The sequence below is a fragment of the Bacillus coreaensis genome, assembly GCF_050586445.1.
Taxonomy (GTDB): domain Bacteria; phylum Bacillota; class Bacilli; order Bacillales; family Cytobacillaceae; genus Robertmurraya_A; species Robertmurraya_A coreaensis.
Genome location: NZ_JBOCCY010000005.1, coordinates 121,457 through 145,089, shown reverse-complemented (window position 1 = coordinate 145,089; position 23,633 = coordinate 121,457). Strand labels below are relative to the sequence as shown.

Annotated in this window: 20 protein-coding genes, 1 other RNA gene and 2 other annotated features (1 of these 23 cut by a window edge); of the genes, 2 read left to right on the top strand and 19 right to left on the bottom strand. The window is 39.0% G+C overall.

Annotation, left to right across the window (positions count from 1 at the left end):
• Positions 1–181: a binding site (T-box leader), on the bottom strand (it extends 31 nt beyond the left edge of the window).
• A gap of 59 nt (positions 182–240) precedes the next feature.
• The 10 genes from ACQ5H4_RS09930 to ACQ5H4_RS09885 all read right to left on the bottom strand — a co-directional run bounded on the left by ACQ5H4_RS09930 (position 241) and on the right by ACQ5H4_RS09885 (position 9,480).
• The gene (locus ACQ5H4_RS09930) at positions 241–1,320 is read right to left on the bottom strand and encodes an AI-2E family transporter (RefSeq protein ID WP_430774779.1); all 1,080 of its coding nucleotides are present in this window, start codon (positions 1,318–1,320) and stop codon (positions 241–243) included.
• A gap of 87 nt (positions 1,321–1,407) precedes the next feature.
• A complete protein-coding gene (locus ACQ5H4_RS09925) occupies positions 1,408–1,539 on the bottom strand; it encodes a YrzQ family protein (RefSeq protein WP_430774778.1) in 132 nt (43 codons plus the stop codon).
• A 21-nt stretch (positions 1,540–1,560) separates the two neighbouring features.
• Positions 1,561–1,752, bottom strand: coding sequence for a hypothetical protein (locus tag ACQ5H4_RS09920; protein ID WP_066049968.1), 192 nt, complete (start codon positions 1,750–1,752; stop codon positions 1,561–1,563).
• A 41-nt stretch (positions 1,753–1,793) separates the two neighbouring features.
• Complete coding sequence (locus ACQ5H4_RS09915) at positions 1,794–2,273, bottom strand: PRC-barrel domain-containing protein (RefSeq protein WP_430774777.1); 480 nt, start codon at positions 2,271–2,273, stop codon at positions 1,794–1,796.
• Between the two features lie 552 nt (positions 2,274–2,825).
• Positions 2,826–5,237 (bottom strand): SF1B family DNA helicase RecD2, encoded by a 2,412-nt coding sequence (gene recD2, locus ACQ5H4_RS09910; protein WP_430774776.1) that lies wholly within the window; start codon positions 5,235–5,237, stop codon positions 2,826–2,828.
• 40 nt (positions 5,238–5,277) lie between these two features.
• Positions 5,278–5,928, bottom strand: a complete 651-nt coding sequence (locus ACQ5H4_RS09905) for a tetratricopeptide repeat protein (RefSeq protein WP_430774775.1) — start codon at positions 5,926–5,928, stop codon at positions 5,278–5,280.
• A 110-nt stretch (positions 5,929–6,038) separates the two neighbouring features.
• Positions 6,039–7,154, bottom strand: coding sequence for a tRNA 2-thiouridine(34) synthase MnmA (mnmA, locus tag ACQ5H4_RS09900; protein WP_430774774.1), 1,116 nt, complete (start codon positions 7,152–7,154; stop codon positions 6,039–6,041).
• Between the two features lie 23 nt (positions 7,155–7,177).
• Entirely contained in the window at positions 7,178–8,320 is a 1,143-nt protein-coding gene (locus ACQ5H4_RS09895; protein ID WP_430774946.1) for a cysteine desulfurase family protein, read from the bottom strand.
• A 51-nt stretch (positions 8,321–8,371) separates the two neighbouring features.
• A complete protein-coding gene (gene cymR, locus ACQ5H4_RS09890; protein ID WP_119709230.1) occupies positions 8,372–8,791 on the bottom strand; it encodes a cysteine metabolism transcriptional regulator CymR in 420 nt (139 codons plus the stop codon).
• The gene (locus ACQ5H4_RS09885; RefSeq protein WP_430774773.1) at positions 8,788–9,480 is read right to left on the bottom strand and encodes a YczE/YyaS/YitT family protein; all 693 of its coding nucleotides are present in this window, start codon (positions 9,478–9,480) and stop codon (positions 8,788–8,790) included. The genes cymR and ACQ5H4_RS09885 overlap by 4 nt, the downstream gene beginning before the upstream one ends.
• A 151-nt stretch (positions 9,481–9,631) precedes the next feature.
• Here ACQ5H4_RS09885 and ACQ5H4_RS09880 point away from each other — a divergent pair, with 151 nt between their 5' ends.
• Positions 9,632–10,900 (top strand): replication-associated recombination protein A, encoded by a 1,269-nt coding sequence (locus ACQ5H4_RS09880; RefSeq protein WP_430774772.1) that lies wholly within the window; start codon positions 9,632–9,634, stop codon positions 10,898–10,900.
• Positions 10,901–10,934: 34 nt separating this feature from the next.
• Here ACQ5H4_RS09880 and ACQ5H4_RS09875 read toward each other — a convergent pair whose 3' ends face one another.
• The 5 genes from ACQ5H4_RS09875 to ACQ5H4_RS09855 all read right to left on the bottom strand — a co-directional run bounded on the left by ACQ5H4_RS09875 (position 10,935) and on the right by ACQ5H4_RS09855 (position 15,730).
• Positions 10,935–11,702 (bottom strand): tRNA threonylcarbamoyladenosine dehydratase, encoded by a 768-nt coding sequence (locus tag ACQ5H4_RS09875; protein ID WP_430774771.1) that lies wholly within the window; start codon positions 11,700–11,702, stop codon positions 10,935–10,937.
• A gap of 170 nt (positions 11,703–11,872) precedes the next feature.
• Positions 11,873–12,054: non-coding RNA, 6S RNA (gene ssrS, locus ACQ5H4_RS09870), on the bottom strand.
• 49 nt (positions 12,055–12,103) lie between these two features.
• Entirely contained in the window at positions 12,104–13,882 is a 1,779-nt protein-coding gene (gene aspS / locus ACQ5H4_RS09865) for an aspartate--tRNA ligase (protein WP_430774770.1), read from the bottom strand.
• Between the two features lie 4 nt (positions 13,883–13,886).
• Positions 13,887–15,167 (bottom strand): histidine--tRNA ligase, encoded by a 1,281-nt coding sequence (hisS, locus tag ACQ5H4_RS09860; protein WP_430774769.1) that lies wholly within the window; start codon positions 15,165–15,167, stop codon positions 13,887–13,889.
• 80 nt (positions 15,168–15,247) lie between these two features.
• Positions 15,248–15,490: a binding site (T-box leader), on the bottom strand.
• Between the two features lie 63 nt (positions 15,491–15,553).
• Complete coding sequence (locus tag ACQ5H4_RS09855; RefSeq protein WP_162927792.1) at positions 15,554–15,730, bottom strand: hypothetical protein; 177 nt, start codon at positions 15,728–15,730, stop codon at positions 15,554–15,556.
• Positions 15,731–15,939: 209 nt separating this feature from the next.
• Here ACQ5H4_RS09855 and ACQ5H4_RS09850 point away from each other — a divergent pair, with 209 nt between their 5' ends.
• Positions 15,940–17,688 (top strand): N-acetylmuramoyl-L-alanine amidase family protein, encoded by a 1,749-nt coding sequence (locus ACQ5H4_RS09850; RefSeq protein WP_430774768.1) that lies wholly within the window; start codon positions 15,940–15,942, stop codon positions 17,686–17,688.
• 150 nt (positions 17,689–17,838) lie between these two features.
• On the opposite strand, the gene dtd is transcribed toward ACQ5H4_RS09850, so the two are convergent.
• The 4 genes from dtd to recJ form a co-directional block, all read right to left on the bottom strand.
• Positions 17,839–18,279 carry a D-aminoacyl-tRNA deacylase gene (gene dtd / locus ACQ5H4_RS09845; protein WP_430774767.1) on the bottom strand — a complete coding sequence of 147 codons (441 nt, stop codon included), beginning with the start codon at positions 18,277–18,279 and terminating at the stop codon, positions 17,839–17,841.
• 21 nt (positions 18,280–18,300) lie between these two features.
• Positions 18,301–20,496: a RelA/SpoT family protein gene (locus ACQ5H4_RS09840; RefSeq protein WP_430774766.1), complete on the bottom strand. Its 2,196-nt coding sequence runs from the start codon at positions 20,494–20,496 to the stop codon at positions 18,301–18,303.
• Positions 20,497–20,715: 219 nt separating this feature from the next.
• Positions 20,716–21,228, bottom strand: coding sequence for an adenine phosphoribosyltransferase (locus tag ACQ5H4_RS09835; protein WP_430774765.1), 513 nt, complete (start codon positions 21,226–21,228; stop codon positions 20,716–20,718).
• The gene (gene recJ / locus ACQ5H4_RS09830; protein ID WP_430774764.1) at positions 21,228–23,582 is read right to left on the bottom strand and encodes a single-stranded-DNA-specific exonuclease RecJ; all 2,355 of its coding nucleotides are present in this window, start codon (positions 23,580–23,582) and stop codon (positions 21,228–21,230) included. The genes ACQ5H4_RS09835 and recJ overlap by 1 nt, the downstream gene beginning before the upstream one ends.
• Positions 23,583–23,633: the final 51 nt, after the last annotated feature.

Here is a 23,633-nt window from a genome sequence, read left to right as displayed (position 1 = left end):
CCCTGATTATGAATGCAAAATTAAGCACTCATCTCTCAAAGACCTTTAACGCAGGTTAACGGCAGGAATTAGCTGCACTCCGGAATAGCTTTCTGTCATCCTTCGTCTAGAATTTCTTTCAGCCAAGGAAATTCCTCTCTATAGACGGTCTATCACATACTTGTTCCTTCAACATGTTTTCGTGTATTTGAACTTTATAGTACGAATTATACTTATATGCTTTTATATTTGTCAACGTTGTCACATCAATTGATTATCGGATACTTCCTTTGAAAAGTGCTGCTTTGCATGAAGAAGGCTCACCTTAAGAATAGCCATAATTGGTACAGCTACGATCAATCCTAATATTCCACCAATTTCTCCACCTGCCAAAAGAGCGAACATAATCACTAACGGATGCATATGCAAGCTCTTTCCAACAATAAAGGGAGAAAGAATATTCCCCTCTAAAAATTGAAGTAGAGCGATGATAATCACTACGAAGACAATCATTTTCACACTAATTGTAGCAGCAATGATAACAGCTGGCACAGCACCGATAACAGGGCCAAAATAGGGGATAATATTTGTAACTCCTACAATTAATCCGAGTAATAGCGGATACCTTAAGTCGATGAACCAAAAGGACAAAGCTGAAATCGTACCAATCATCACGCAAACTAAAAGCTGCCCCCTAATATAACTGCCTAGTGATTTGTCTACATCTCTTAAAAACAGAGTTCCCCCACTCCGCCATTTTTTCGGTGTAATGTACCAAACAGCCTTCTTTATTTTTTCATAATCTTTTAACATGTAAAAAGCGATAAAAGGGATGATAGCAAAGAGCAGGGCTGAATTAATAATTCCCATCCCTAAATTCACAGCCTTTGTTAGAGCGTTATCAAGCATTTTTTCCACGGCTACAATGCTAGTATCTACCCTTTCTTGAAAGGCTTCAGGCCATGTAGAGGTTTTATCCTGAATCTCATGGATCCACGCTCTGTATTGATCGGCAAAGCTTGGTGCGTTTTCAGTCAAATCTCGAAGCTGGTGTATAACTGCAGGAACACCATTATAAAGCGCCACACTTACACTTCCAAAAAACAGAGTATATATTATTAAAACGGCTAACCATCTTGGTAAATAATTTTCATGAAGTGTTTCCACGACGGGATGTAGTAAATATGAGATAAATGCTGCAATGATAAATGGGAGTACGACGATCATTGTAATTTTAAAAATGGGCAACCAGATTGGCTGTAGTTTCAGAAAAACAAATAAAACAATAAGTAACAAAAGCAAAAAACCAAGGCGGTAATACCATTTTAAACGAATGTCCATTGTATCCACTCCTTGTCTATAGTTTAAAGTGGAACAGTAAGAAATATACAAAAAGAAAAGCCCCTTTTTTAGGGACCTTTCCTTGTATTAGAACATTCTCGAAATTCTACGCTGCATTTTTTTCATTCCACGCCCTGATACCATTTTGTTTTTGCGAGCGTAATTATATGCAACAACACCTGCTCCGATTGCAATTGCAGAAGTTACCATTCGATTCATTCATCTCACCTCTTAATAGATTTATGAGCTATATCGGCGTTCATCTTCTCCAAAAAGATCGTCTAATGAGCTTAATGTACCGTCTTCCTCAACTTGGTGAGTATTAATGATTCCTTTTGCTAAAGTTAGTTCAATGAAGCAGTTCCAGCAATAGTATTGGTTAATTCCAATTTTCCCGATATCTTTGCTTTGACAGTTAGGGCATTTTAACATCGTAGACACCTCACGTATAGGTATATCTTAAGGCATGTGCTCTAAGATTTTTTTACGTTCACGATGATGGCGTCTTTTCCATACTGGAGGGGTTCATCGGTTTTGATGACACGCTTTCCTTCTTGAATGTCTGAAAAAAAGCCATCCGAACATTGATACCCTACGATTGTGCCCAATTCTTCCTTAAAATATACATCCTCAATCAACCCGAGCTGCTCACCGTCACTAGATAACAGCATGTTCCCGGATAGACCTCGACAAAATGCAATGGAAGAATCACTGCCCCTTTTAATTGGTCTTAGCAAAGTTCGGTCTTCAATCATTACTCCATCCGAGCCAAAGGAAGTGACGTCTTGAATATCAAGCAGTACGGTCCTTTTAACAAGCATTCCTTGCTTTACTAGCAAAGATTGAACCGAGTCACTAGTCGCAGAAATGATGAGGTCATTGACTTCACCAACCTTTGATCCGCTTTCTTTCTCGTACACACTAACTCCCTTTAGCAATGTAAATGTCCGCAAGATACCACCTCTTTCGAACATTACTATTGTTCACGACGAAGCAAAAAATCATAACGAGAAACGATTTCCAAATGTAATGTTGCTAACCTAAAACCGAATGATAATCTTATTCGGACAGTAAACCTTATAAAACCCTTGCCTTTGTCCAAATGAGGTGCTGATTCGGACACAAAACCTTATAAAACCCTTGACCCTGTCCTAATGAGGCGCTGATTCGGACACAAAACCTTATAAAACCCTTGACTCTGTCCAAATTAGGTGCTGATTCGGACACAAAACCTTATAAAACCCTTGACCCTGTCCTAATGAGGCGCTGATTCAGACAGTAAATCTTATAAAACCCTTGACCCTGTCCTAATGAGGCGCTGATTCAGACAGTAAACCTTATAAAACCCTTTACCCTGTCCAAATGAGGCGCTGATTCGGACACAAAACCTTATAAAACCCTTGACTCTGTCCTAATGAGGCGCTGATTCGGACACAAAACCTTATAAAACCCTTGACTCTGTCCTAATGAGGTGTTGATCCAAAGAGCCACTCCTAAGACTGAATTCAACTTCCCATGAAACTAAATGGTGTAATTCCTTCCATGCCAATCATTGGATCCACGGATAACAAGTGATCTTCCATATTTTGTGATACAACTTTTTCATTGCTGTCTTTTTCATCACTCTCTTTTTCATTACCAATTGCTTTTTGCAATTTCATCCGTAGGGTGGTCAGTCTTTCGTTTTCATCCGCCCGTGAAATACCCACCTTTAATGCCTCTTCTTCTCCACAAAGGATTAGAAACTGTTTACTTCTCGTAATAGCGGTATACAAGAGATTTCTTCGCAGCATTCGATAATAACTTCTTACTACAGGGAGGATTACAATAGGAAATTCACTCCCTTGAGATTTGTGAACAGAGCAGCAATAGGAATGGGTTATTTGCTGAAGGTCTTGTCTGGTATATGTTGCTTCCGCACCCTCAAAGGATACAACGATCATATCCTCTTTTTCCGTATTTTCTTTGGCATAAAAGATGGATACAATTTCCCCTATATCGCCATTAAACACATTATTTTCCGGCTGATTCACAAGCTGTAACACTTTATCCCCGACACGATAAGTCACATCACCGTACTTTATTTCTTTCCTTGTCCCATCAGGGTTAGGATTAAAAATGGTTTGCATTAACGTGTTCAAGCGATCAATTCCAGCGGGTCCTTTATACATCGGTGCAAGGACCTGAATATCTTTTGCTGTATAACCTTTATTCTTCGCATTTCGGACGACCTTCTCAACTACATCAGCAATTTGGTTGGCGTTACATCTAAAAAAGGAGCGGTCCTTTTGTTGCAGACTTATATTGGCAGGTAAACGTCCCGATTTAATCTCATGAGCAAGCTCAATAATAGAAGAACCTTCCGCTTGGCGGTAAATATCTGTGAGCCTAACGATGGGAAGAACTCCGCACCCTAGGAGATCCTTCAGCACTTGCCCTGGACCTACAGAGGGTAATTGATCCTCGTCCCCAACCAATATAACTTGTATGGATTCAGGCAGAGCTTTAAACAGCTGATTAGCAAGCCAAATATCAAGCATAGACGTTTCATCTACAATTAAAATTTTACCCTCTAACGGATTGTCCTCATCCCTACTAAACCCCTCTACTCCATTCCATCCTAAAAGCCTGTGAATGGTAACCGCAGGAAGCCCCGTAGATTCCGTCATTCGTTTTGCTGCACGTCCAGTTGGTGCAGCTAATATAAACGGAAAAGGCTCGTCACCTTTATAATCATTTGGATCTAAAGAGCAGCCATGCAATTCAGCATATAGCTCAACAATCCCTTTAATAACCGTTGTTTTCCCTGTACCTGGTCCACCTGTTAAGATCAGCATCGGTGACATCAAAGCCGTCTGTATCGCATCCTTTTGAGTCGGCGCATACTGAACTCCTAATCGCTCCTCTAGATTTCCAAGGGCGAGTAAAAATTCTGAATCAGGAAACTGATTTTCATACTGTGTTTGAGAGATGATTTTTTTAATGCTTGTAACAAGTCCTTTTTCAGAGAAAAATAAGGAAGGCAGATACACTCTCATTTCTTCAACGATGATTTTCCCTTCTTCTTCAAGCTTAACTACTTCTGCTCCAATAGGTGAGAAATCAATTTCATCACGTTTGTTTTCTTCTAATAATGTCTTTACCTTATCGAGTAATAACGCTGTTTCCATGTATACATGACCATTTTGCATACACTCAACCTCAAGCGTATATAAGCAGGCCGCCTTGATACGGTCTGGATGATGACCGGAAATTCCAAGTTGAAACCCAAGGTCATCAGCTCTAGTAAACCCTATCCCTTGAATATCTTCAACAAGCTTATACGGATTTGACTGAACCACTTCTACCGTCTGGTCCTTATACGCCTGATAAATCCGCATAGAAATTTGCGGACCAAATCCATATTGATTTAAAGCAACCATCGCCTGTTCTAACCCTTGATGCTCCATAAGGGTATCATAAATTTCCTTTGCCTTTTCCGGAGGAAGCTTCGGTATTTGATCAAGTAATGAAGGTTGTTGCATAATTTTAGAGATGGCATTTTCCCCTAAAATTTCAACGATTTTTTCAGCGGTTTTCTTTCCGACTCCTTTAAAGAGCTCACTTGATAAATAGCTCACAACCCCTTGTTTCGTTTGGGGTATATCTTTTCGAAAATGCGTTGCATGAAATTGTTGACCAAATTTCGGATGGTCCTTTAACTCTCCATAAAATATGTACGTTTCCTGTTCATGAACTTTTGGAAAATAACCGGTAATAACAGCTTCTTTGTCTTCATAATTCTCATTCGTTTCTTCCACGCGAATTCTTAGAACGGTGTACAAATTTTGTTCATTATGAAAGATTGTGACAAGATGCTTTCCTTTTATAAATCTTCCTTGATCCTTAAACAAATCGAGCGTTTCTTGTCCCTCCAAAGAACTCCCCTCCTTACAAAAAATCCGCTACGAATGGTGATTACTCTTTTTCGATTAATTTCTTCCCGTAACCTGCTAGCAGATGATCAGGTTGTAATTCCAATGCTTTATCAAACATATCAAGTGCTTTTTTTCCATCTTCCTTAAATCCATATGCAACACCAAGATTATAATAAGCATCAGCATGTGCCGGATCTAATTCTACACATGCGATAAATTGCTTAATTGCCTCGTCAAGTAATTCTTGATTAGCTAGACATAATCCAAATTGAAAACGAGCTTCTGCATCATCTCCATTTAGCTCCACACTTCTTTGCAAATAAGGTAAGGCAAGCTTAGGCTGATCTAGCTGAATAAGGGTAAATCCAAGCATAAAATAATTATCACTAGAATGAAGTCCCTTTCTCATTGCCAGTTCAAACATATTTTTTGCTTCATCTAATTGCTCATTTTCGAAATATAGGTTACCAGCATTATAATATGCTGTTGCCGCATTCTCATCGATTTCTATCGCCTTCTGAAAAAATTTTAGTGCCTTCTCATTTTCTCCAACTGCCGATAATACGTTTCCGAAATTTATATACGATACCGCATCATTCGGATTATCCTCAATTGCCTTCATAAACAATCCAGCAGCTTCTTCCCACTTTCCCTCCTTCATCAATTGAATCCCTTTTTCATTTTTATCCATAAGTACACGCTCCATTATTTATTGTCTTTTATTATTATAACTTCTTTTCATCTAGTTTTGTCCTTTTTATACATACGAAAACCTCGACCATATGAATCGAGGTTTCCTCCTTACCCTACATAAGTTAATTGCTTTTCGTCACGGAATACTTTGTCAATGGTTCCTCCGCCAAGGCATTCATCACCTTGATAAAAGACAACCGATTGACCAGGTGTTATAGCCCGGATTGGCTCAGCAAATATCACCTTTACGGTCCCATCTTCTAATTTATGAACAGTTACTTTGTTATCAGGTTGACGGTAGCGGAACTTAGCCGTACACTCGAAAGTCTGCATCACTTCCTTGCCAGTAACCCAGCTAACATCAACAGCAATGATTGAATCAGAGTACAATTTATCATTATGAAATGCTTGTCCTACAAACAATGCATTGCGCTCAAGGTCTTTACCGATGACAAACCAAGGGTCGCCCGCACCACCGATTCCTAAGCCATGTCTCTGACCGATTGTATAGTACATTAATCCATCATGCTTACCAACAATCTCTCCCTCAAGTGTTTCCATATTCCCGGGTTGAGCTGGCAAGTAATTGCTTAGAAATTCTTTGAAATTACGCTCCCCAATAAAGCAGATTCCCGTACTGTCCTTTTTGGTTGCAGTTGCTAAGTTAGCATCCTGAGCAATCTCTCTTACCTTCGCTTTTTCAATATCGCCTATTGGAAACATCACTTTTTCAAGTTGGTTTTGCGAAAGCTGGTTTAAAAAATACGTTTGATCCTTGTTTTCATCTACTCCACGAAGCATTTTGTATTCCCCATCGCGGTATTCAACTCTCGCGTAATGCCCAGTTGCTAAATAGTCCGCACCTAGCTTCATAGCATGCTCTAAAAATGCTTTAAACTTAATTTCCTTGTTACACATGACATCGGGATTTGGTGTTCTACCTGCTTTATATTCTTCTAGGAAGTAAGTAAATACTTTGTCCCAATATTGCTTTTCAAAATTCACTGCATAATAAGGTATACCGATTTGATTGCAAACTCGAATAACATCCTCATAATCTTCGGTAGCCGTACAAACACCGAACTCATCGGTATCATCCCAGTTTTTCATAAAAATTCCAATCACATCATACCCTTGTTCTTTTAAGAGCAAGGCAGCTACAGATGAATCTACTCCCCCAGACATACCTACGACAACACGTATGTCCTTGTTGTCTTTTTTCACTTTCTTCACCTCATTCGCAGGTCCTATCTTGTCAGCCTACTTACTATTTTCGCTGTAACTTCAGCTGAATGTTCGACCTGCTCTTTTGTATTATAAAGGCCAAAGCTAAATCGGATGGAGTTTCTCACTCGCTCTGATTCTTGACCAAACATTGCCACTAAAACATGAGAAGGATCAATCGAACCTGCAGTACACGCAGAACCACTCGATACAGCCACACCTTCCATATCCAGATTCACAAGCATTGATTCGACATCTGTGCCTGGAAAGCTTAAGTTTAGTACATGTGGGAGGGAATTTTCAAGCAATCCGTTTACTGAGAATGTAATATCCTTTGATTGAAGAGATTCAAGCAGCAACTTTTTAAACATGAGATATTGCTCAACCTTTTCAGCTCTCTCAATCGAAGCTATTTCAACTGCTTTAGCAAAACCAGCGATTGACGCTACGTTCTCTGTTCCTGCACGTCTTTTTCGTTCCTGTTCTCCCCCAAAGGAAAGAGGCGTTAATGCCGTATTTTGCTTCACATATAGGAATCCAATCCCTTTAGGTCCATTAATTTTATGCGCTGAGACGGATAACAAGTCTACGCCAAGATCAGCTACGTCCAAATCAGTTAAACCATAGGCTTGAACTGCATCTGTATGAAATTTCGCTTGGTGATCTTCTAATAGCATGGCAATTTCTTTAACCGGTTGTACCGCTCCCACTTCGTTATTTCCGTACATAATAGTTACGAGAATCGTTTCATCTCGAAGTTCTTTCTTAAAGTCTTCGATTGAAATTAGCCCATGTTCATCAACTGGTAAGTAGGTTACTTCAAAACCTTCTTTTTCAAGATTTTTACAAGCGTGTAAAACGGCATGATGTTCGATCATGCTAGTAATAATATGGTTACCATTCTTTTGATAAGATTTCGCTACTCCTAAAATGGCAAGATTATCACTCTCAGTGCCCCCACTTGTAAAAATAATCTCCTCCGATTTCGCTCCAATGCTCTTTGCAATTTTTGAACGAGACTCGTCTACTATAGCTCTTGCGGACCTTCCAAATGAATGAATACTAGACGGATTCCCAAATTGCTCTTTCATCACCAATGCCATCGTATCAATGACATCCGTATGAACTGGAGCCGTTGCTGCATGATCCAAATATATATGATTCAACATGTTCACCTACTTATAAATATCCACCTGAAACTATCTTTACCTTTTCTCCTATATGTAAAACATATAGGAATCTGACTCTCCGTCATCTGTGTGATTTGCTAAATCTTCTAGTGTTGTATTATCTAAAACACCTTTCACAGCATCACGGATTCTCATCCATAATGCACGCTTTGCAGGCTCTTCATCCTCAATCCCTTCGACGGGACTAATCGGACCTTCTAACACACGGATAATATCCCCTGCGCTAATTTCTGTTGGTCCCTTTGCTAACACATAACCACCATAGGCCCCACGAATGCTCTTAACAAATCCAGCGTTTCTAAGAGGAGCAATTAATTGCTCTAAATAATGCTCAGATAAATCATTTGCTTGAGCAATTGTTTTAAGCGATGTTGGTCCTTCGCCATGTTTTTTGGCGAGCTCGATCATGATTGTTAATCCATAGCGACCTTTTGTAGATATTTTCATAAACTAGCACCTCGATTACTAATATCTTCTTTTGTATGATCAGTCATTCTTTTAGCAGATTGTAATTTACTAAGGAAATCATCTGTCAGCCTTTGGCATTGTGGCAACGCTATGCCAACAATAGGACCAATTACAAAGCTGTACACGACGGTACCAACAAATACTGGTCCACCGAGTTGCCACCCAACAATCAGTGCAATAATTTCAATACAAGCCCGGACATATGTAACCTTCCACCCTGTTCTTTCCGTTAAAGCAATCATTAGACTGTCTCTTGGTCCAGCACCAAAGGAACCCGAAATATATAATCCCATTCCGTACCCATTTAATAGAAGACCAGCGGTAAACATCAACGATTTCCCAACCCAGTCATCGGGTGTTTGAATAATCGGAAGAAGAAAATACATATCAATAAAAATGCCAACTAATACCATATTTAAAAACGCACCGATTTTCGGAAATTCCTTAGAAATAACGGTCGCCATACTTAAGATCGCTATCCCAACGAAAATTGACCATGTACCAATCGTTAGCCCATATTGGTAATGAAGCCCCACATGGAGAACATCCCAAGGAGTAGCGCCGACATCCGCCTTTATTAATAATACAATTCCAAGGGACATAATTAATAAACCTACAAAATAAATAAAAAATCTTGGAGCCACTTGTCCTGTCTTTTTAAAACCCATTACCAAATCAATTCCTTAAACAAAATGGTTTCTTGTAAATCTTAACAAAATCCTGACTTATTTGATAGACATTTGACATTATAGCATAATAGTATGCAAATAACACGAACGTATGTTACCTTTATGTAAAACGATAAACGGAGCGATGAATATGAACGAAAAGCCACTCGCCTTCCGAATGCGACCAAGAACGATTGATGAGATTGTTGGTCAGCAGCATCTAGTCGGTGAAGGAAAGATTATTCAGCGTATGGTTAAAGCAAAACAGCTTTCGTCCATGATTCTTTATGGACCACCTGGTGTTGGAAAAACATCCATTGCTAGTGCGATTGCAGGTAGTACAAAATATGCCTTCCGTACCTTAAATGCGGTGACAAATAATAAAAAAGACCTCGAGGTAGTTGCTGCAGAAGCAAAAATGTCCGGTAAAGTGATTCTTTTACTGGATGAGGTCCACCGTCTAGATAAAGCAAAGCAAGATTTTCTTCTTCCACATTTAGAAAATGGAGCCATTGTCCTAATTGGAGCAACGACAAGCAATCCGTTTCATGCCATTAATCCAGCGATTCGAAGTCGTTGTCAAATCTTTGAGCTAAAGCCATTAACAACTGATGAAATAATAATAGCGATTAACCATGCCTTACATGATAAAGACCGGGGATTGGGAAATTATAACGTTCACATATCAAACCAAGCAAAAGAACATTTTGCAAATGCTTCAAATGGCGATGTAAGGAGTTCTCTCAATGCACTTGAACTAGCCATTATTTCTACGGAACCTGATGAGTTTGGAGTCATTACCATTACTCTTGATATAGCTGAGGAATGCTTACAAATGAAGAGCTTTTCACATGACCGTGATGGGGATGCACATTACGATGTTCTTTCTGCTTTCCAAAAATCAATACGAGGCAGTGATGTAAATGCAGCACTTCATTATTTAGGGAGACTCATTGTCGCTGGTGATTTAGTTAGTATAAGTAGAAGATTAATCGTTATTGCCTATGAAGACATTGGCCTTGCCAATCCTCAGGCAGGTGCGAGAACACTGGCCGCCATCGAAACAGCCGAACGTCTAGGATTTCCTGAAGCGCGGATTCCGCTAGCTAACGCTGTTATTGAGCTATGCCTTTCTCCTAAGTCTAATTCTGCCTATAAAGCATTAGACCTCGCAATTGCTGATATTGACGCTGGTCTAAGCGGTGAAGTGCCACTACATTTGAAGGATGCCCATTATAAAGGAGCCGCCTCCCTTGGAAGAGGGATCGATTACTTATATCCACATGATTATGAAAACGGGTGGGTTAAACAGCAGTACTTACCTGACAAACTAAAAAAGAAGGTTTATTATAAGCCCAAAAATACCGGAAAGTTTGAGCAAGCACTCGCTTCCATCTATGAAAAGCTGATGAAAAATTAACGGACAAGGCGTGTGCTTGTCCGTTTTTTCTCCTCTATTTACTATCTTTAACCGTAGAAATTTTTATGTCTTTTAATAGCTCACGGATGACATAGCTTGCCATAATAAGACCGGCAACAGATGGCACGAAGGCATTCGAAGAAGGTGGCATCTTTGCCTTTCTTATCTCTGCATTCTCTTTCCCAACTACTTTTCGAACATCCTCGCGAATAACGATCGGGCTTTCATCTGAAAAAACTACTGGTATCCCTTTTCTTATACCTTCTTTACGTAACCGTGTACGAATGACCTTTGCAATCGGATCCGTATGTGTTTTTGAAATATCCGCAATTTGGAAACGAGTAGGATCCATTTTATTAGCGGCTCCCATACTTGAGATCATTGGTATATTTCGCTTTAAACATTCTTTCATTAGATGAATTTTATACAAAATAGTATCTGAAGCATCCACTACAAAATCAAGTCCGTATTGAAAGATTTCTTCATACGTCTCCTCTGTATAAAACATCTTTAATGAAATGACTTCACATTCAGGATTGATATCCATTATGCGTTCCTTCATCAAATCGGCTTTAGGTCTTCCCACTGTGGAAAGTAAGGCAATGATTTGACGATTCACATTTGTTATATCAACATCATCTTTATCAATTAAAATGAGACGCCCCACCCCAGACCGCGCTAGTGCCTCGGCAGAGAACGAGCCTACTCCGCCGATTCCTAATACAGCAACTGTACTCCCTTTTAATGTATCAATTCCTTCCTTTCCAATCGCAAGTTCATTGCGGGAAAATTGGTGCAACATCTTCATCACTCCAGCATCTATATTTATGTAGTTGATTACTTAACTTATTTTTCTCGATATGACTATACCATACTCACAAACAAAAACAAGTCTAGGATAGATACATAAAGACCATCAAAAAACCCCTATGCTGATAATAGCATAAGGGTGTAAGGTTATGTAAATAAAGTAAGAATCCCAATCGTGCCGTCGTCGATGCCTTCGTTTTGATCCCGCATAAGCAGGTGGGTGTTCTGTTCCAAGCTTTTGTAAGTCCTAAGCCAAAGGCATTTACGCCACTCGAAAACTCAAACTCCCGTAGTAAAGCTGTTGGTCAAAACTTTAGGTAATACCACGAACACATCAGGATTCTTATGTTTGTTTAAACTATATCATACCTTTATATAAGTTTCAAGATGACTCTATTGTACAGAAATATTACGTTTTAATGACAGATGAAGGTCTGAAAGCTGCGCCTCGCTCACTTCACCCGGAGCATCTGTTAATAAACAGCTTGCACTAGCAGTTTTTGGAAACGCAATTGTATCTCTTAAATTGGTTCTGCCTGCTAGAAGCATGATGAGTCTGTCTAGCCCAAGAGCAATTCCACCATGAGGAGGTGTTCCGTATTCAAAGGCTTCAAGCAAGAAACCGAACTGAGCTCTCGCTTCCTCTGGAGAGAATCCTAAAATACTGAACATTTTTTCCTGAACATCTCTTTCGAAAATACGCAGCGATCCACCCCCAAGCTCATAGCCATTGAGTACAAGATCATACGCCTGTGCTCGAACAAGACCTGGATTTTCGTCTAATAAGTGAAGGTCCTCTCTCACTGGCATTGTAAATGGATGGTGAGCCGCATAATAACGTCCATCTGCCTCATCATACTCAAGTAATGGCCAATCGGTAATCCATAAGAAGTTGAATTTGCTTTGATCGATTAATTCAAGCTCTTTTCCAAGTTTTAATCGAAGAGCACCTAATGCATCAGCCACCACACTCTTTTTATCAGCTACAAAAAGGAGTAAGTCACCCGTTTCAATTGATAACGCAGACGTTAAAGCCGCCTCTTCTTCTTCAGTTATAAATTTAGAGATTGGTCCTTTTATTCCATCCTCTTCCGCTTTTAACCAAGCCAAACCTTTTGCTCCATACACCGCTACAAATTCAGTTAATGCATCGATATCTTTACGAGAATACTTGGTCGCTGCCTGCTTCACATTAATCGCCTTTACTTGGCCACCTGATGAAACCGCTCCTGCAAAAACCTTAAAGCTAGAATTCTTCACGATTTCTGAAAGATCCACTAGTTCCATGCCAAAACGAGTGTCTGGCTTGTCGGAGCCAAAACGTGCCATTGCCTCTTGATAAGGCATGCGGGCAAACGGTATTTCCACTTCCAATCCCTTTACCTTTGACATCATTTCGCTCATCATGTCTTCCATCAATGAAATGATATCATCTTGACTCATAAAGCTCGTTTCAATATCTATTTGTGTAAATTCAGGCTGCCTGTCTGCACGAAGGTCTTCATCACGGAAGCATCTTGCAATTTGATAATACCTTTCAAAACCACCCACCATAAGAAGTTGTTTAAATATTTGCGGTGATTGCGGTAAGGCATAAAATTCACCTGGATGAACACGACTAGGTACTAAATAATCACGTGCACCCTCTGGTGTACTTTTAGTTAGAATGGGAGTTTCTACATCCAAGAATCCTTCACGATCAAGGAAGTTGCGAATAATTTGAGTTACTTGATGACGCATTTTAAATGTCTCAAACATAGCTGGTCTTCTAAGATCCAGGTATCGATATTTCAAGCGAACATCCTCGGATACATCCGTTTGGTCTGCGATTGTAAATGGAGGTGTTTTGGCCTCGTTAATAATTGTAACCTGCTTTGCTTGTACTTCAATTCGTCCTGTTTGGAGGTTTTCATTTATCGTACCCGCTTCTCTCCCAATAACTGTCCCAACTATATCCAAAACGTATTCATTTCGAATTTTTTCTGCTAGAGCTAGAGCTTCTGGTGAAACCTCTGGATTAAACACCACTTGGATTATTCCAGTACGGTCACGCAAGTCAATAAAAATTAATCCACCCAAATCGCGACGTCTTTGCACCCATCCCTTTAACGTAATATTTTCTCCAATATGCTGTTCTGTTACCTCTCCACAAAAATACGTTCTACCGTACATATTCCTATCTCCCTTTTTTATAAATTGCTGAAAATTCTTCCATAAATGTATCTAACGGTACTTCAATTTGATTTCCACTTTCCATGTCCTTCACGCTGATTTTATTCGCTTGAAGTTCATCGTCTCCTAGGACTGCTACATACTTGGCTTGCAAACGATCCGCTGTCTTCAACTGAGCTTTGATTTTTCGATCAAGATAATCTCGTTCCGCAGAATAACCTGCTTTACGTAGTTCATGTAAAAGCTTTACAGTATAGTCCTTGGCTGCCTCACCTAATGAAGCAAGAAAACAATCAATTCCCTCTGTCACTGGAAGTTCAATTCCTTCCGCATGAAGTGCTGCCAAACAGCGTTCAATGCTAAGTGCAAAGCCAATACCTGGAGTTTCTGGTCCACCACTTTCTTCTACAAGCCCATTGTAACGTCCCCCGCCACAAAGAGTCGTAATGGCTCCAAACCCTTCAGCATCACTCATTATTTCGAAAGCCGTTTGATTGTAGTAGTCTAGGCCCCTTACTAGATTCGGATCGACTTCAAAATCAATCCCAAGGTCAGTTAAATATTGTTGAACTTTATCAAAATATTTTTTAGAATCATCATTTAAATATTGTAGGATGGATGGCGCTGATGACATAAGCTCATGGTCACGATCCTTCTTACAGTCAAGGATTCGCAGAGGATTTTTTTCTAATCTTGATTTACAATCCCCACAAAACTCATCAATTCTTGGTGAAAAATGATTGATTAAGGCATCTCTGTGAGCGTTTCTACTTTCCTTGTCACCAAGGCTATTAATAATTAGCTTTAGCTTCTTCAAGCCTAAAGATTGATAAATGCTCATAGCAAGAGCAATTACCTCTGCATCAATAGCGGGATCTGCACTGCCAAGCGCTTCCACACCAAACTGGACAAATTGACGGTATCTCCCTGCCTGTGGTCTTTCATAACGGAACATCGGCCCCATGTAGAAAATTTTCACTGGTTGGTTAGCGTAACCAAACATTTTATGTTCGACAAAAGATCGTACCGCAGCTGCTGTTCCCTCTGGACGTAGAGTTAAACTTCTTCCTCCACGGTCCTCAAACGTATACATTTCCTTCTGAACAATATCCGTTGTATCGCCTACACCCTTGGTAAACACTTCTGTATGTTCAAAGATCGGTGTACGAATCTCTTTATATTGAAATCTCTCGCATAAATCTCTAGCAACCGTTTCAATAAATTGCCATTTTTCAACTTCTCCTGGGAGAATATCTTGTGTTCCTCTTGGTAGCTTTAACGCCATTTGGAACCCCTCCTAGCTATCTTTTTATGTAAATATAATCGTAAGAATGCAAAAAACTCCCGTCCCTTGTACTATTACATACAAGGGACGAGAGTTAATATCCCGTGGTGCCACCCTAATTGAAGCAGCTAAAAAAAGCCACTTCCACTTTTACAGTTAACGCCTGTCAACGTTCCTCTCCTACTAAATCATATGATTGTTCGAAGTGAAGCCTACGGAGTGTTCTTTCATTAAGCCACAATGCGGAAATGCTTTCAGCCTATCGACATTTCCTCTCTTTTCACGTGGGAGTTTAACTACTTTGCTCCATCAAACGGTTATTCGTCTTTAATATTAGTTTATATATTACGTTCGAGTATTCAGAATGTCAAGATATATTACAAAACTTACGATCTCTCTAATCTTTTTTTCAGCTTTTTCACATCTCGTATCGATAGACCAAACTCACTAGCTAATTCTACCATATTTGAGTTTTTTTCTTTCTGAATAAAATCATGAAAATCGACACCAAAAATTTGGTTATCTCCATCATGTGTAGAAAACGCCTTATCACTATATCTCATATGTTATCACCCCGTCTATTATCTCCCCTTTAGTTTGTCCCTTTTTTAAGAAAAAGTTTCAGCTAAATAACATTGTTCATTAATTTATAGGGAAAAATTATTCGCATCGTATTAACATATGTAAATTCTTCCTTTATTATAGAGGTTGGCACATAAAACTATTACATCAATACCCTTACATACCACTTATCAGGGAGGGAGATTCACACTTGTACAAAAATAAATACATATTGTTTTTTCTGACATTTCTTCTTTTATGCAGTCCATTCCCCAATGAACCCGAGTCAGCATTTGCCGAAGGGTCAACCATTGAAATAACAACTGACACTTTAAATGTAAGAGAAGGACCAGGACTTAGTTATAAAGTCATTGAGGTGGTAAAACGCGGGGACCGTTTTTCTGTAATAGAGGAAAAATCAGACTGGATTCAAGTATCCTTAAATTCCTCTGAAAAAAAAGGATGGGTAGCCGCTTGGCTTGTTAAAAAACATTCTGCAAATGAAGTTTCGTCGTCAAAGAGTGGAATTGTAACAGCGAATCAACTCCGTGTGCGTTCAGGTCCTAGCACCTCTTATAAGGTAGTATCATCTTTATCTCAAGGTGCTACCGTTACAATTATCAAAACAGAATCAAACTGGCATCAAATTAAAACCACTAGTGTAACAGGATGGGTAGCAGCGGAATTTATCCAAGAGATAAAATCTGATACAGGAGGCTCTAGCAGTAGTCAGCAGACCGGAAAGGTAACCACAAACAATCTAAATGTTCGTTCTACCGCTTCCACATCAGGTACAATCCTTGGAAAGCTTCAAAAGGGTAGCACGGTTACAATCCAAAGTGTGGAAAACAAGTGGGTAAAAATAATATATAATGGACAAGCAGCCTGGATTAGTAAAGAATTTGTAGAAGTTAACTCTACTTCTTCTCAGCCTTCCGTTCCAAATCCAACAACCACGAATTCTTCAAGTGGGTTGATTGGGACGATTACGGCAACTACTCTGAATGTTCGAAGCACAGGTTCTCTAAGTGGCAAAATCGTAGGAACGGTTTCAAAAGGACAAGTATTTGATATTTTAGCTGAAGAAAATAATTGGGCAAAAATTAAGCTAAAAAACGGGCAATTAGGTTGGGTAGCTAGTTGGTACCTTTCCAAAGAACAGTCTTCAACAACCACTAAGGTGGATGTTGAAGAAAATAGTACCGTAACAATCCTCTATAACGGAACAAATATCCGAAAGTCGGCTACAACAAACAGTTCAGTCATTAGTAGAGCAAATGCCGGTGAAGCTTTTACTGTTTTTTCTGTGCAAAATGACTGGTACGAAATTCAGTTAAAAAATGGATCAAAAGGATTTGTAGCGGGATGGCTTGTAACAGCAAGTGGAGCCTCTCAGCAAATTGAGAGACCTGGTGCAGAACAATACTTAAAAAATAAAGTTATTGTCATTGACCCTGGTCATGGTGGTCGAGATACAGGAGCGACTGGTATTAAGGGCAGTTATGAAAAGAACTTGACGTTGAAAACCGCTCAACTATTGTACGATAAATTAAAAACAGCAGGAGCCAACGTAGTCATGACTCGAAACACAGATTCGTATTTATCGCTAAGCTCTCGCGTTGGTATGTCACATACATATGCGGCTGATGCGTTCATTTCGATTCATTATGATAGCATTCTCGACTCCTCGGTTCGAGGGATGACCTCTTATTATTATCATAACTATCAGCAAAGTTTGGCTACTGCTGTAGGCAAAGAGGTTGCTAGTTTCACCAAGCTAAAAGATCGTGGTGTTCGCTATGGTGATTATCATGTGTTAAGAGAAAATAAACGGTCATCTGTACTTTTAGAATTAGGCTATTTAAGTAATTCTGCGGAAGAAACATTAGTCAATTCAGAGAGCTATCAAGCAAATGCAGCCACTGGAATATATCAAGGGTTGGCAAAATACTTTAAATAAGGCTTTTTTAATAAAGATATTGTTGTTAAAATCTTAAAGCCGATTTTAACGCGGAAATAGCCATTTTGCGCTAAAGAATTTAGTTAGCAGTCTCTTTTCTTAAGAAAAGAGACTTAAATAAAAAAAGCGAGTTCAATTGAACTCGCTTTTTTACTTGCTCTCAATGATCAGTGTCACCGGGCCGTCGTTAATAAGTGCTACGTCCATCATTGCTCCAAATTGGCCTGTTTCAACCTTAACACCTTGCTCCCGTAACAATTGGTTAAATTGATCGTATATCACACTAGCATGATCTGGGTGAGCGGCCTCCATGAAGTTAGGTCTTCTCCCTTTACGACAATCACCGTATAAGGTAAATTGAGAGATTGACAAAATTTCACCTTCCACTTGAGACAAGGATAAATTCATTTTCCCTTCCTGATCCTCAAACACACGAAGATTGACAATTTTCTCTGCAACATACTTTGCATCTTCCATTGTGTCACCGTGTGTAATACCAACAAGAAGAACAAATCCTTTTGTAATTTCCCCTATCGTTTGACCATCTACTGTCACGCTAGCTTCTTTGCTTCTTTGAACAACCACTCTCATATAAGTAAACTCCTTAACTTTCTAATTCATTACTCTGCGAACAGAATATATATCAGGAATTTGCTTAATACGTTCCACGACCTTTTGTAAATGACTTACATTATTAATAGCAATAGACATATTGATGGTTGCCATCTTATTTCGGTCAGACTTTCCGGAAACCGCTGATATGTTTGTTTTCGTTTCATTCACAGCCTGTAGAACTTCATTTAATAATCCGCGGCGGTCGTACCCACTGATTTCAATGTCCACGTTATATTCCTTTTTATTATTTAAGCCTGTTTCCCATTCAACAGGAATCAGTCTAGCCTTTGCATCCTCAGTATCGATGTTTGAACAATCCGCACGATGGACAGAGACACCGCGACCTTTCGTGATAAAGCCAACAATCTCGTCTCCTGGAACAGGACTGCAGCATCTAGAGAGCCGTATGAGAAGATTGTCAATTCCCGTCACCCTCACACCTGATTCCCTCTTTTTCGTTGAAGGGAATGACTTTAATTCTGACACTGCATTTGAAATCGTGCTTACCTGCTCAAGATCTCGTTTCTTTCTCCATTTCTCAGTCAAGCGATTGGCTACTTGAAGAGCAGTGATCCCGTTATATCCAACGGCCGCATACAAGTCATCTTCATGGAAAAAGTTAAATTTCTCACTAACTCTTTTCACATTTTCAGGCGTTAAGATTTCCTTCACATCAAAATCCATGCTTCGTATTTCTCTCTCAACCTGCTCGCGACCCTTTTCAACGTTTTCATCCTTACGTTGCTTCTTAAAGAATTGACGAATTTTATTTTTGGCTTGTGACGTTTGAGCTAACTTTAACCAGTCTTGACTAGGGCCGTATGAATGCTTTGAAGTTAAAATCTCGATAATATCCCCTGTTTTCAACTTGTAATCAAGGGTAACCATCTTACCGTTCACCTTAGCACCAATTGTTTTATTTCCGATTTCAGAATGGACACGATAAGCAAAATCAATTGGTACAGAACCAGACGGTAGCTCAAATACATCTCCTTTTGGCGTAAACACAAACACCATATCAGAAAATAAATCAATTTTTAAGGATTCCATAAACTCCTCAGCATTTGCTGTATCATCTTGGAATTCTAATATTTCTCTAAACCATGTTAATTTTTCTTCAAGAGAAGATCCTTCATTAGCTGATTTCCCTTCTTTATACGCCCAGTGTGCAGCAATCCCAAATTCAGCAATCTCATGCATATCAAAAGTACGAATCTGAACCTCTAATGGATCACCTTTTGGTCCAATAACGGTCGTATGAAGAGATTGGTACATATTTGGTTTAGGCATGGCAATATAATCTTTAAATCGTCCAGGCATTGGCTTCCAACAAGTATGAATGATTCCTAACACTGCATAACAATCTTTTATCGAATTTACGACGATTCTTATTGCAAGCAAATCATATATTTCGTTAAACTGCTTGTTTTGAATCGCCATTTTTCGATAAATGCTATAAATATGTTTAGGACGCCCAGAGATTTCTGCTTTTATCAAAACTTCATCCAGGCTCACTCGCATTTCCTTAATAACATCGTCTAAGTATTGCTCACGTTCTGCACGCTTTTTCTTCATTAAATTTACAATCCGGTAATACTGCTGAGGATTTAAGTAACGTAGTGCGGTATCCTCAAGTTCCCATTTAATTTTAGAAATCCCTAATCGATGTGCTAATGGTGCGAAAATTTCTAATGTTTCATTTGATATACGTCTTTGCTTCTCGACTGGTAAATGCTTTAACGTACGCATATTATGGAGTCGGTCAGCTAATTTAATTAAGATAACCCGAATGTCTTGCGCCATTGCTACGAACATTTTTCGATGATTTTCTGCCTGCTGTTCTTCATGAGATTTATACTTAATCTTCCCGAGTTTAGTAACACCGTCGACAAGCATGGCCACTTCTTCGCCAAATTCCTTTGCCATATCTTCAATCGTTACATCTGTATCCTCAACGACGTCATGAAGAAAACCCGAAGCAACCGTAGCTGGGTCCATTTCCAAGTCAGCCAATATTCCTGCAACTTGTATGGGATGAATAATGTACGGTTCACCTGATTTACGATATTGTTCACGATGAGCATGCTTTGCGAATTCATATGCCCTTTTCACATATGCTGCATTTTCATCATTTAAATATTTCTTCGTTCGGTCGATGACTTGTTCGGCGGTCAACACTTGATCATTCGCCATATAATCACCTTTAACTTTCTATGTTACCCCATGAATGTGAGGAATATATTTTTTATCATAATAAAACTAATATTGTTACTATTATCGAAAAAAAAACTCAATATGTAAAGGGAAAGCCTGTTATTTTTCTGGGAAAATTAAAAATAATGTCGAATCATGTCATTTCCAATCAAAATAAATGAAAAAAAGCGCAACGATTGCTGCGCTTTTTTGTCTATTTTAGTATTCCATTAAAGTTAAGATATCATATCCATCTAATTTATCTCTTCCATCTAAATAGGATAGCTCAATTAAGAAGGCAATTCCTGCAACAACTCCGCCTAATTGCTCTACAAGTTTAATTGTTGCATCAATCGTTCCACCAGTTGCCAGCAAATCATCCGTGATTAATACACGTTGCCCCGGTTTAATTGCATCCTTATGGATCGTTAATACGTCACTACCATATTCAAGGCCGTAGTTCACTTTTACGGTTTCTCTTGGTAGTTTCCCTTCTTTTCTAACTGGAGCGAATCCTACCCCTAAAGAATATGCCACTGGACATCCGATAATAAAACCACGAGCTTCTGGACCTACTACGATATCAATATTTCTTTCTTTTGCATAATCTACAATACGATCGGTTGCGTAACGGTACGCTTCACCGTTATCCATTAATGTTGTAATATCTTTAAACTTAATTCCTGGCTTTGGCCAATCTTCTACAATCGTTACATATTTCTTTAAATCCATTACTTTACTTCCTCCTCAATTTCCACCGAGCCTCGAATACATTCATCCAACCAGGAGTGAAGTACCTGATAGGAGGAATATAATAATTCTTGTTCAAGCGCTAAATCTTCTTGTTTTTTCTGATATGTTTTAGAGCTCGTTAGATCTCGTTTATGACTGCTAGTGTTAAGTGTAATAAATCCATTGTTTATTTTAACAAAATCCAGTTCAAAAAACACCTGTGACATAAAATCAATTGTTTCTCTAGACCAGCCACGGTATTTTGCTAAATCATCACCGTACTTTTCCAAATCGAAAGGTGCCTTTTTTGATAAAAACGCATAATACCATTTGAAATGATCTCTTGTTGGGATCGTACTGAAAAAGTCACTTTCCTCTTTGTAAAAATGCGCATAAATTCTAGCAGGTTTCTTTCCATTCAGTAATGAAGTCAATAATTCCTTCGATGTTGGCAGATCATATAAAACCACATACTGATCATCTATAACCATATTTCTAGCTTGCTCAACCGTATCAATAAGATGTAATCGATCCGAAAGTGCCTGTTTTATATTCTCTGAAATCTCGTTATTAAAGCTTATCCACTTGCTAGTAGGAACCATTTCCTTAACCTTACCAACCTGCTTTATTCCACGATAATCAAATAATTGCCATTCATTTATAGCCAGATCATGTAAAAAGATTTGGGGCTTCCTTATATTATTCCATTCATTTATAGACAATTCACCTACGACTGAGAGCTTCGATTGTGGCGATATATGATCTACCTTTTCACCTAGATGAAAACCGATTCCGTCCAGGATGGAGCCTTCATGTTCTAATGTTAGTTTTAAATGGCTTTGATTAGCACCGATTTTCTTAATTTGCGTTATATTCGCATCTCTCACCAAAATCTTTGGTTTTTTATTGCTCGTCCCAAATGGTGCAAGAAGTTGTAGCTCCTCTAAAGCATTTAGCTGAACATCTTTAATTGACATTTCTAAATCAACTACCGTGATTGGGATGAAATCTTCCTCAGACAGTTGATTTATTGCGAGCTCATTTAATCTGGATCTTAATTCATCCACGTCCTCAAGTTTTAGCGTCATACCTGCCGCCATAGGATGTCCACCAAAATGAGGTAGAATCTCCCTACATGTGGAAAGATTCTTAAATAAATCAAATCCTTCAATGCTTCTAGCTGAGCCTTTAGCAATACCTTTCTCCCGATCAAAGCTTAACACAATCGTAGGTCGGTAAAATGCTTCTACTAATCTAGATGCAACAATCCCAACAACTCCTGCATTCCAGCCTTCATGTCCAACAACAATTACAGAATTCTCCCCAATAGGATAGAAATCATTTACTTGTTGAATCGCTTCATCTGCAATGCTTGATACAATTCGTTGCCGTTCCTTATTGTACGAATCGATTTCCTCTGCGAGCATTTCCGCTTCATCCAAGTCTTCGGATAAAAGTAAGTGAACAGCTGGATCAGCTGAGTCTAACCGACCTACTGCATTGATTCGAGGTCCTATCGTAAAACCAATCGTTTCCTCATCTATGGTTTGTTGTTCGATACCAGCTTGTTTACAAAGCGCCTTGATCCCTGATCTACTACTGCTTCTTATTTTTTTTAACCCTCTTTTTACTAGATAGCGATTTTCATCAACCAAAGGGACAAGGTCAGCAATCGTTCCAATCGCTACAAATTCAAGTAAATGCTCAGGAAGTTGACCTAGTAAGGCCTGTGAAAGCTTAAATGCTACTCCTACCCCAGCTAATTCTTTAAAAGGGTATGTACTTCCCGATAGCTTTGGATGAATAATTGCTAGTGCTTCAGGGAGGATTGGACCTGGTTCATGATGGTCGGTAATAATCAAATCCACACCAAGATTCTTTAAGACACTTGCCTCATGTACAGCTGAAATACCGGTATCCACAGTGATTATTAGTTTCACTCCACTTTCGTGAGCATGACGAAAAGCGGGTTCGTTTGGACCGTACCCTTCTGTAAAACGATTGGGAATATAAAAGTCGACAATTGCACCTAGTTCTTTTAATGTAAGCATCATGACAGATGTACTCGTTACACCATCGGCATCGTAATCACCAAAAATTAATATCGGTTCTTGGTTTTCAATTGCTTGATGAATTCTATTAACCGCAATGTCCATCCCTATTAATAGATATGGATCATGACATTGTTCCTCATGTTCATACAAAAATTTTTTAGCTAGAGATGCTGTATTAAATCCTCTTCGTACAAGCAAAGAAGCTACAAGAGGAGATATCTTTAATTCGCTACAAAGCTCTTTCACATCGTCTTCACTTTTATGCTGTTGAACACTCCAGCGTGATTTTGGCTTTAACATTCCTTCACCCCTTAGCTTTTCTATTATACTTTAGGCGGTCTACTGTTTCAA

Excerpts from the sequence above, each read along its gene's own strand:
- ACQ5H4_RS09885 (WP_430774773.1), bottom strand. The coding sequence starts at position 9,480 with ATGGGTTTTAAAAAGACAGGACAAGTGGCTCCAAGATTTTTTATTTAT.
- ACQ5H4_RS09930 (WP_430774779.1), bottom strand. The coding sequence starts at position 1,320 with ATGGACATTCGTTTAAAATGGTATTACCGCCTTGGTTTTTTGCTTTTG.
- ACQ5H4_RS09880 (WP_430774772.1), top strand. The coding sequence starts at position 9,632 with ATGAACGAAAAGCCACTCGCCTTCCGAATGCGACCAAGAACGATTGAT.
- recJ (WP_430774764.1), bottom strand. The coding sequence starts at position 23,582 with ATGTTAAAGCCAAAATCACGCTGGAGTGTTCAACAGCATAAAAGTGAA.
- cymR (WP_119709230.1), bottom strand. The coding sequence starts at position 8,791 with ATGAAAATATCTACAAAAGGTCGCTATGGATTAACAATCATGATCGAG.
- aspS (WP_430774770.1), bottom strand. The coding sequence starts at position 13,882 with ATGTACGGTAGAACGTATTTTTGTGGAGAGGTAACAGAACAGCATATT.
- ACQ5H4_RS09835 (WP_430774765.1), bottom strand. The coding sequence starts at position 21,228 with ATGGATTTAAAGAAATATGTAACGATTGTAGAAGATTGGCCAAAGCCA.
- ACQ5H4_RS09905 (WP_430774775.1), bottom strand. The coding sequence starts at position 5,928 with ATGGATAAAAATGAAAAAGGGATTCAATTGATGAAGGAGGGAAAGTGG.
- hisS (WP_430774769.1), bottom strand. The coding sequence starts at position 15,167 with ATGGCGTTAAAGCTACCAAGAGGAACACAAGATATTCTCCCAGGAGAA.
- ACQ5H4_RS09840 (WP_430774766.1), bottom strand. The coding sequence starts at position 20,496 with ATGGCGAATGATCAAGTGTTGACCGCCGAACAAGTCATCGACCGAACG.
- ACQ5H4_RS09875 (WP_430774771.1), bottom strand. The coding sequence starts at position 11,702 with ATGTTGCACCAATTTTCCCGCAATGAACTTGCGATTGGAAAGGAAGGA.
- ACQ5H4_RS09925 (WP_430774778.1), bottom strand. The coding sequence starts at position 1,539 with ATGAATCGAATGGTAACTTCTGCAATTGCAATCGGAGCAGGTGTTGTT.
- ACQ5H4_RS09855 (WP_162927792.1), bottom strand. The coding sequence starts at position 15,730 with ATGAGATATAGTGATAAGGCGTTTTCTACACATGATGGAGATAACCAA.
- ACQ5H4_RS09920 (WP_066049968.1), bottom strand. The coding sequence starts at position 1,752 with ATGTTAAAATGCCCTAACTGTCAAAGCAAAGATATCGGGAAAATTGGA.
- dtd (WP_430774767.1), bottom strand. The coding sequence starts at position 18,279 with ATGAGAGTGGTTGTTCAAAGAAGCAAAGAAGCTAGCGTGACAGTAGAT.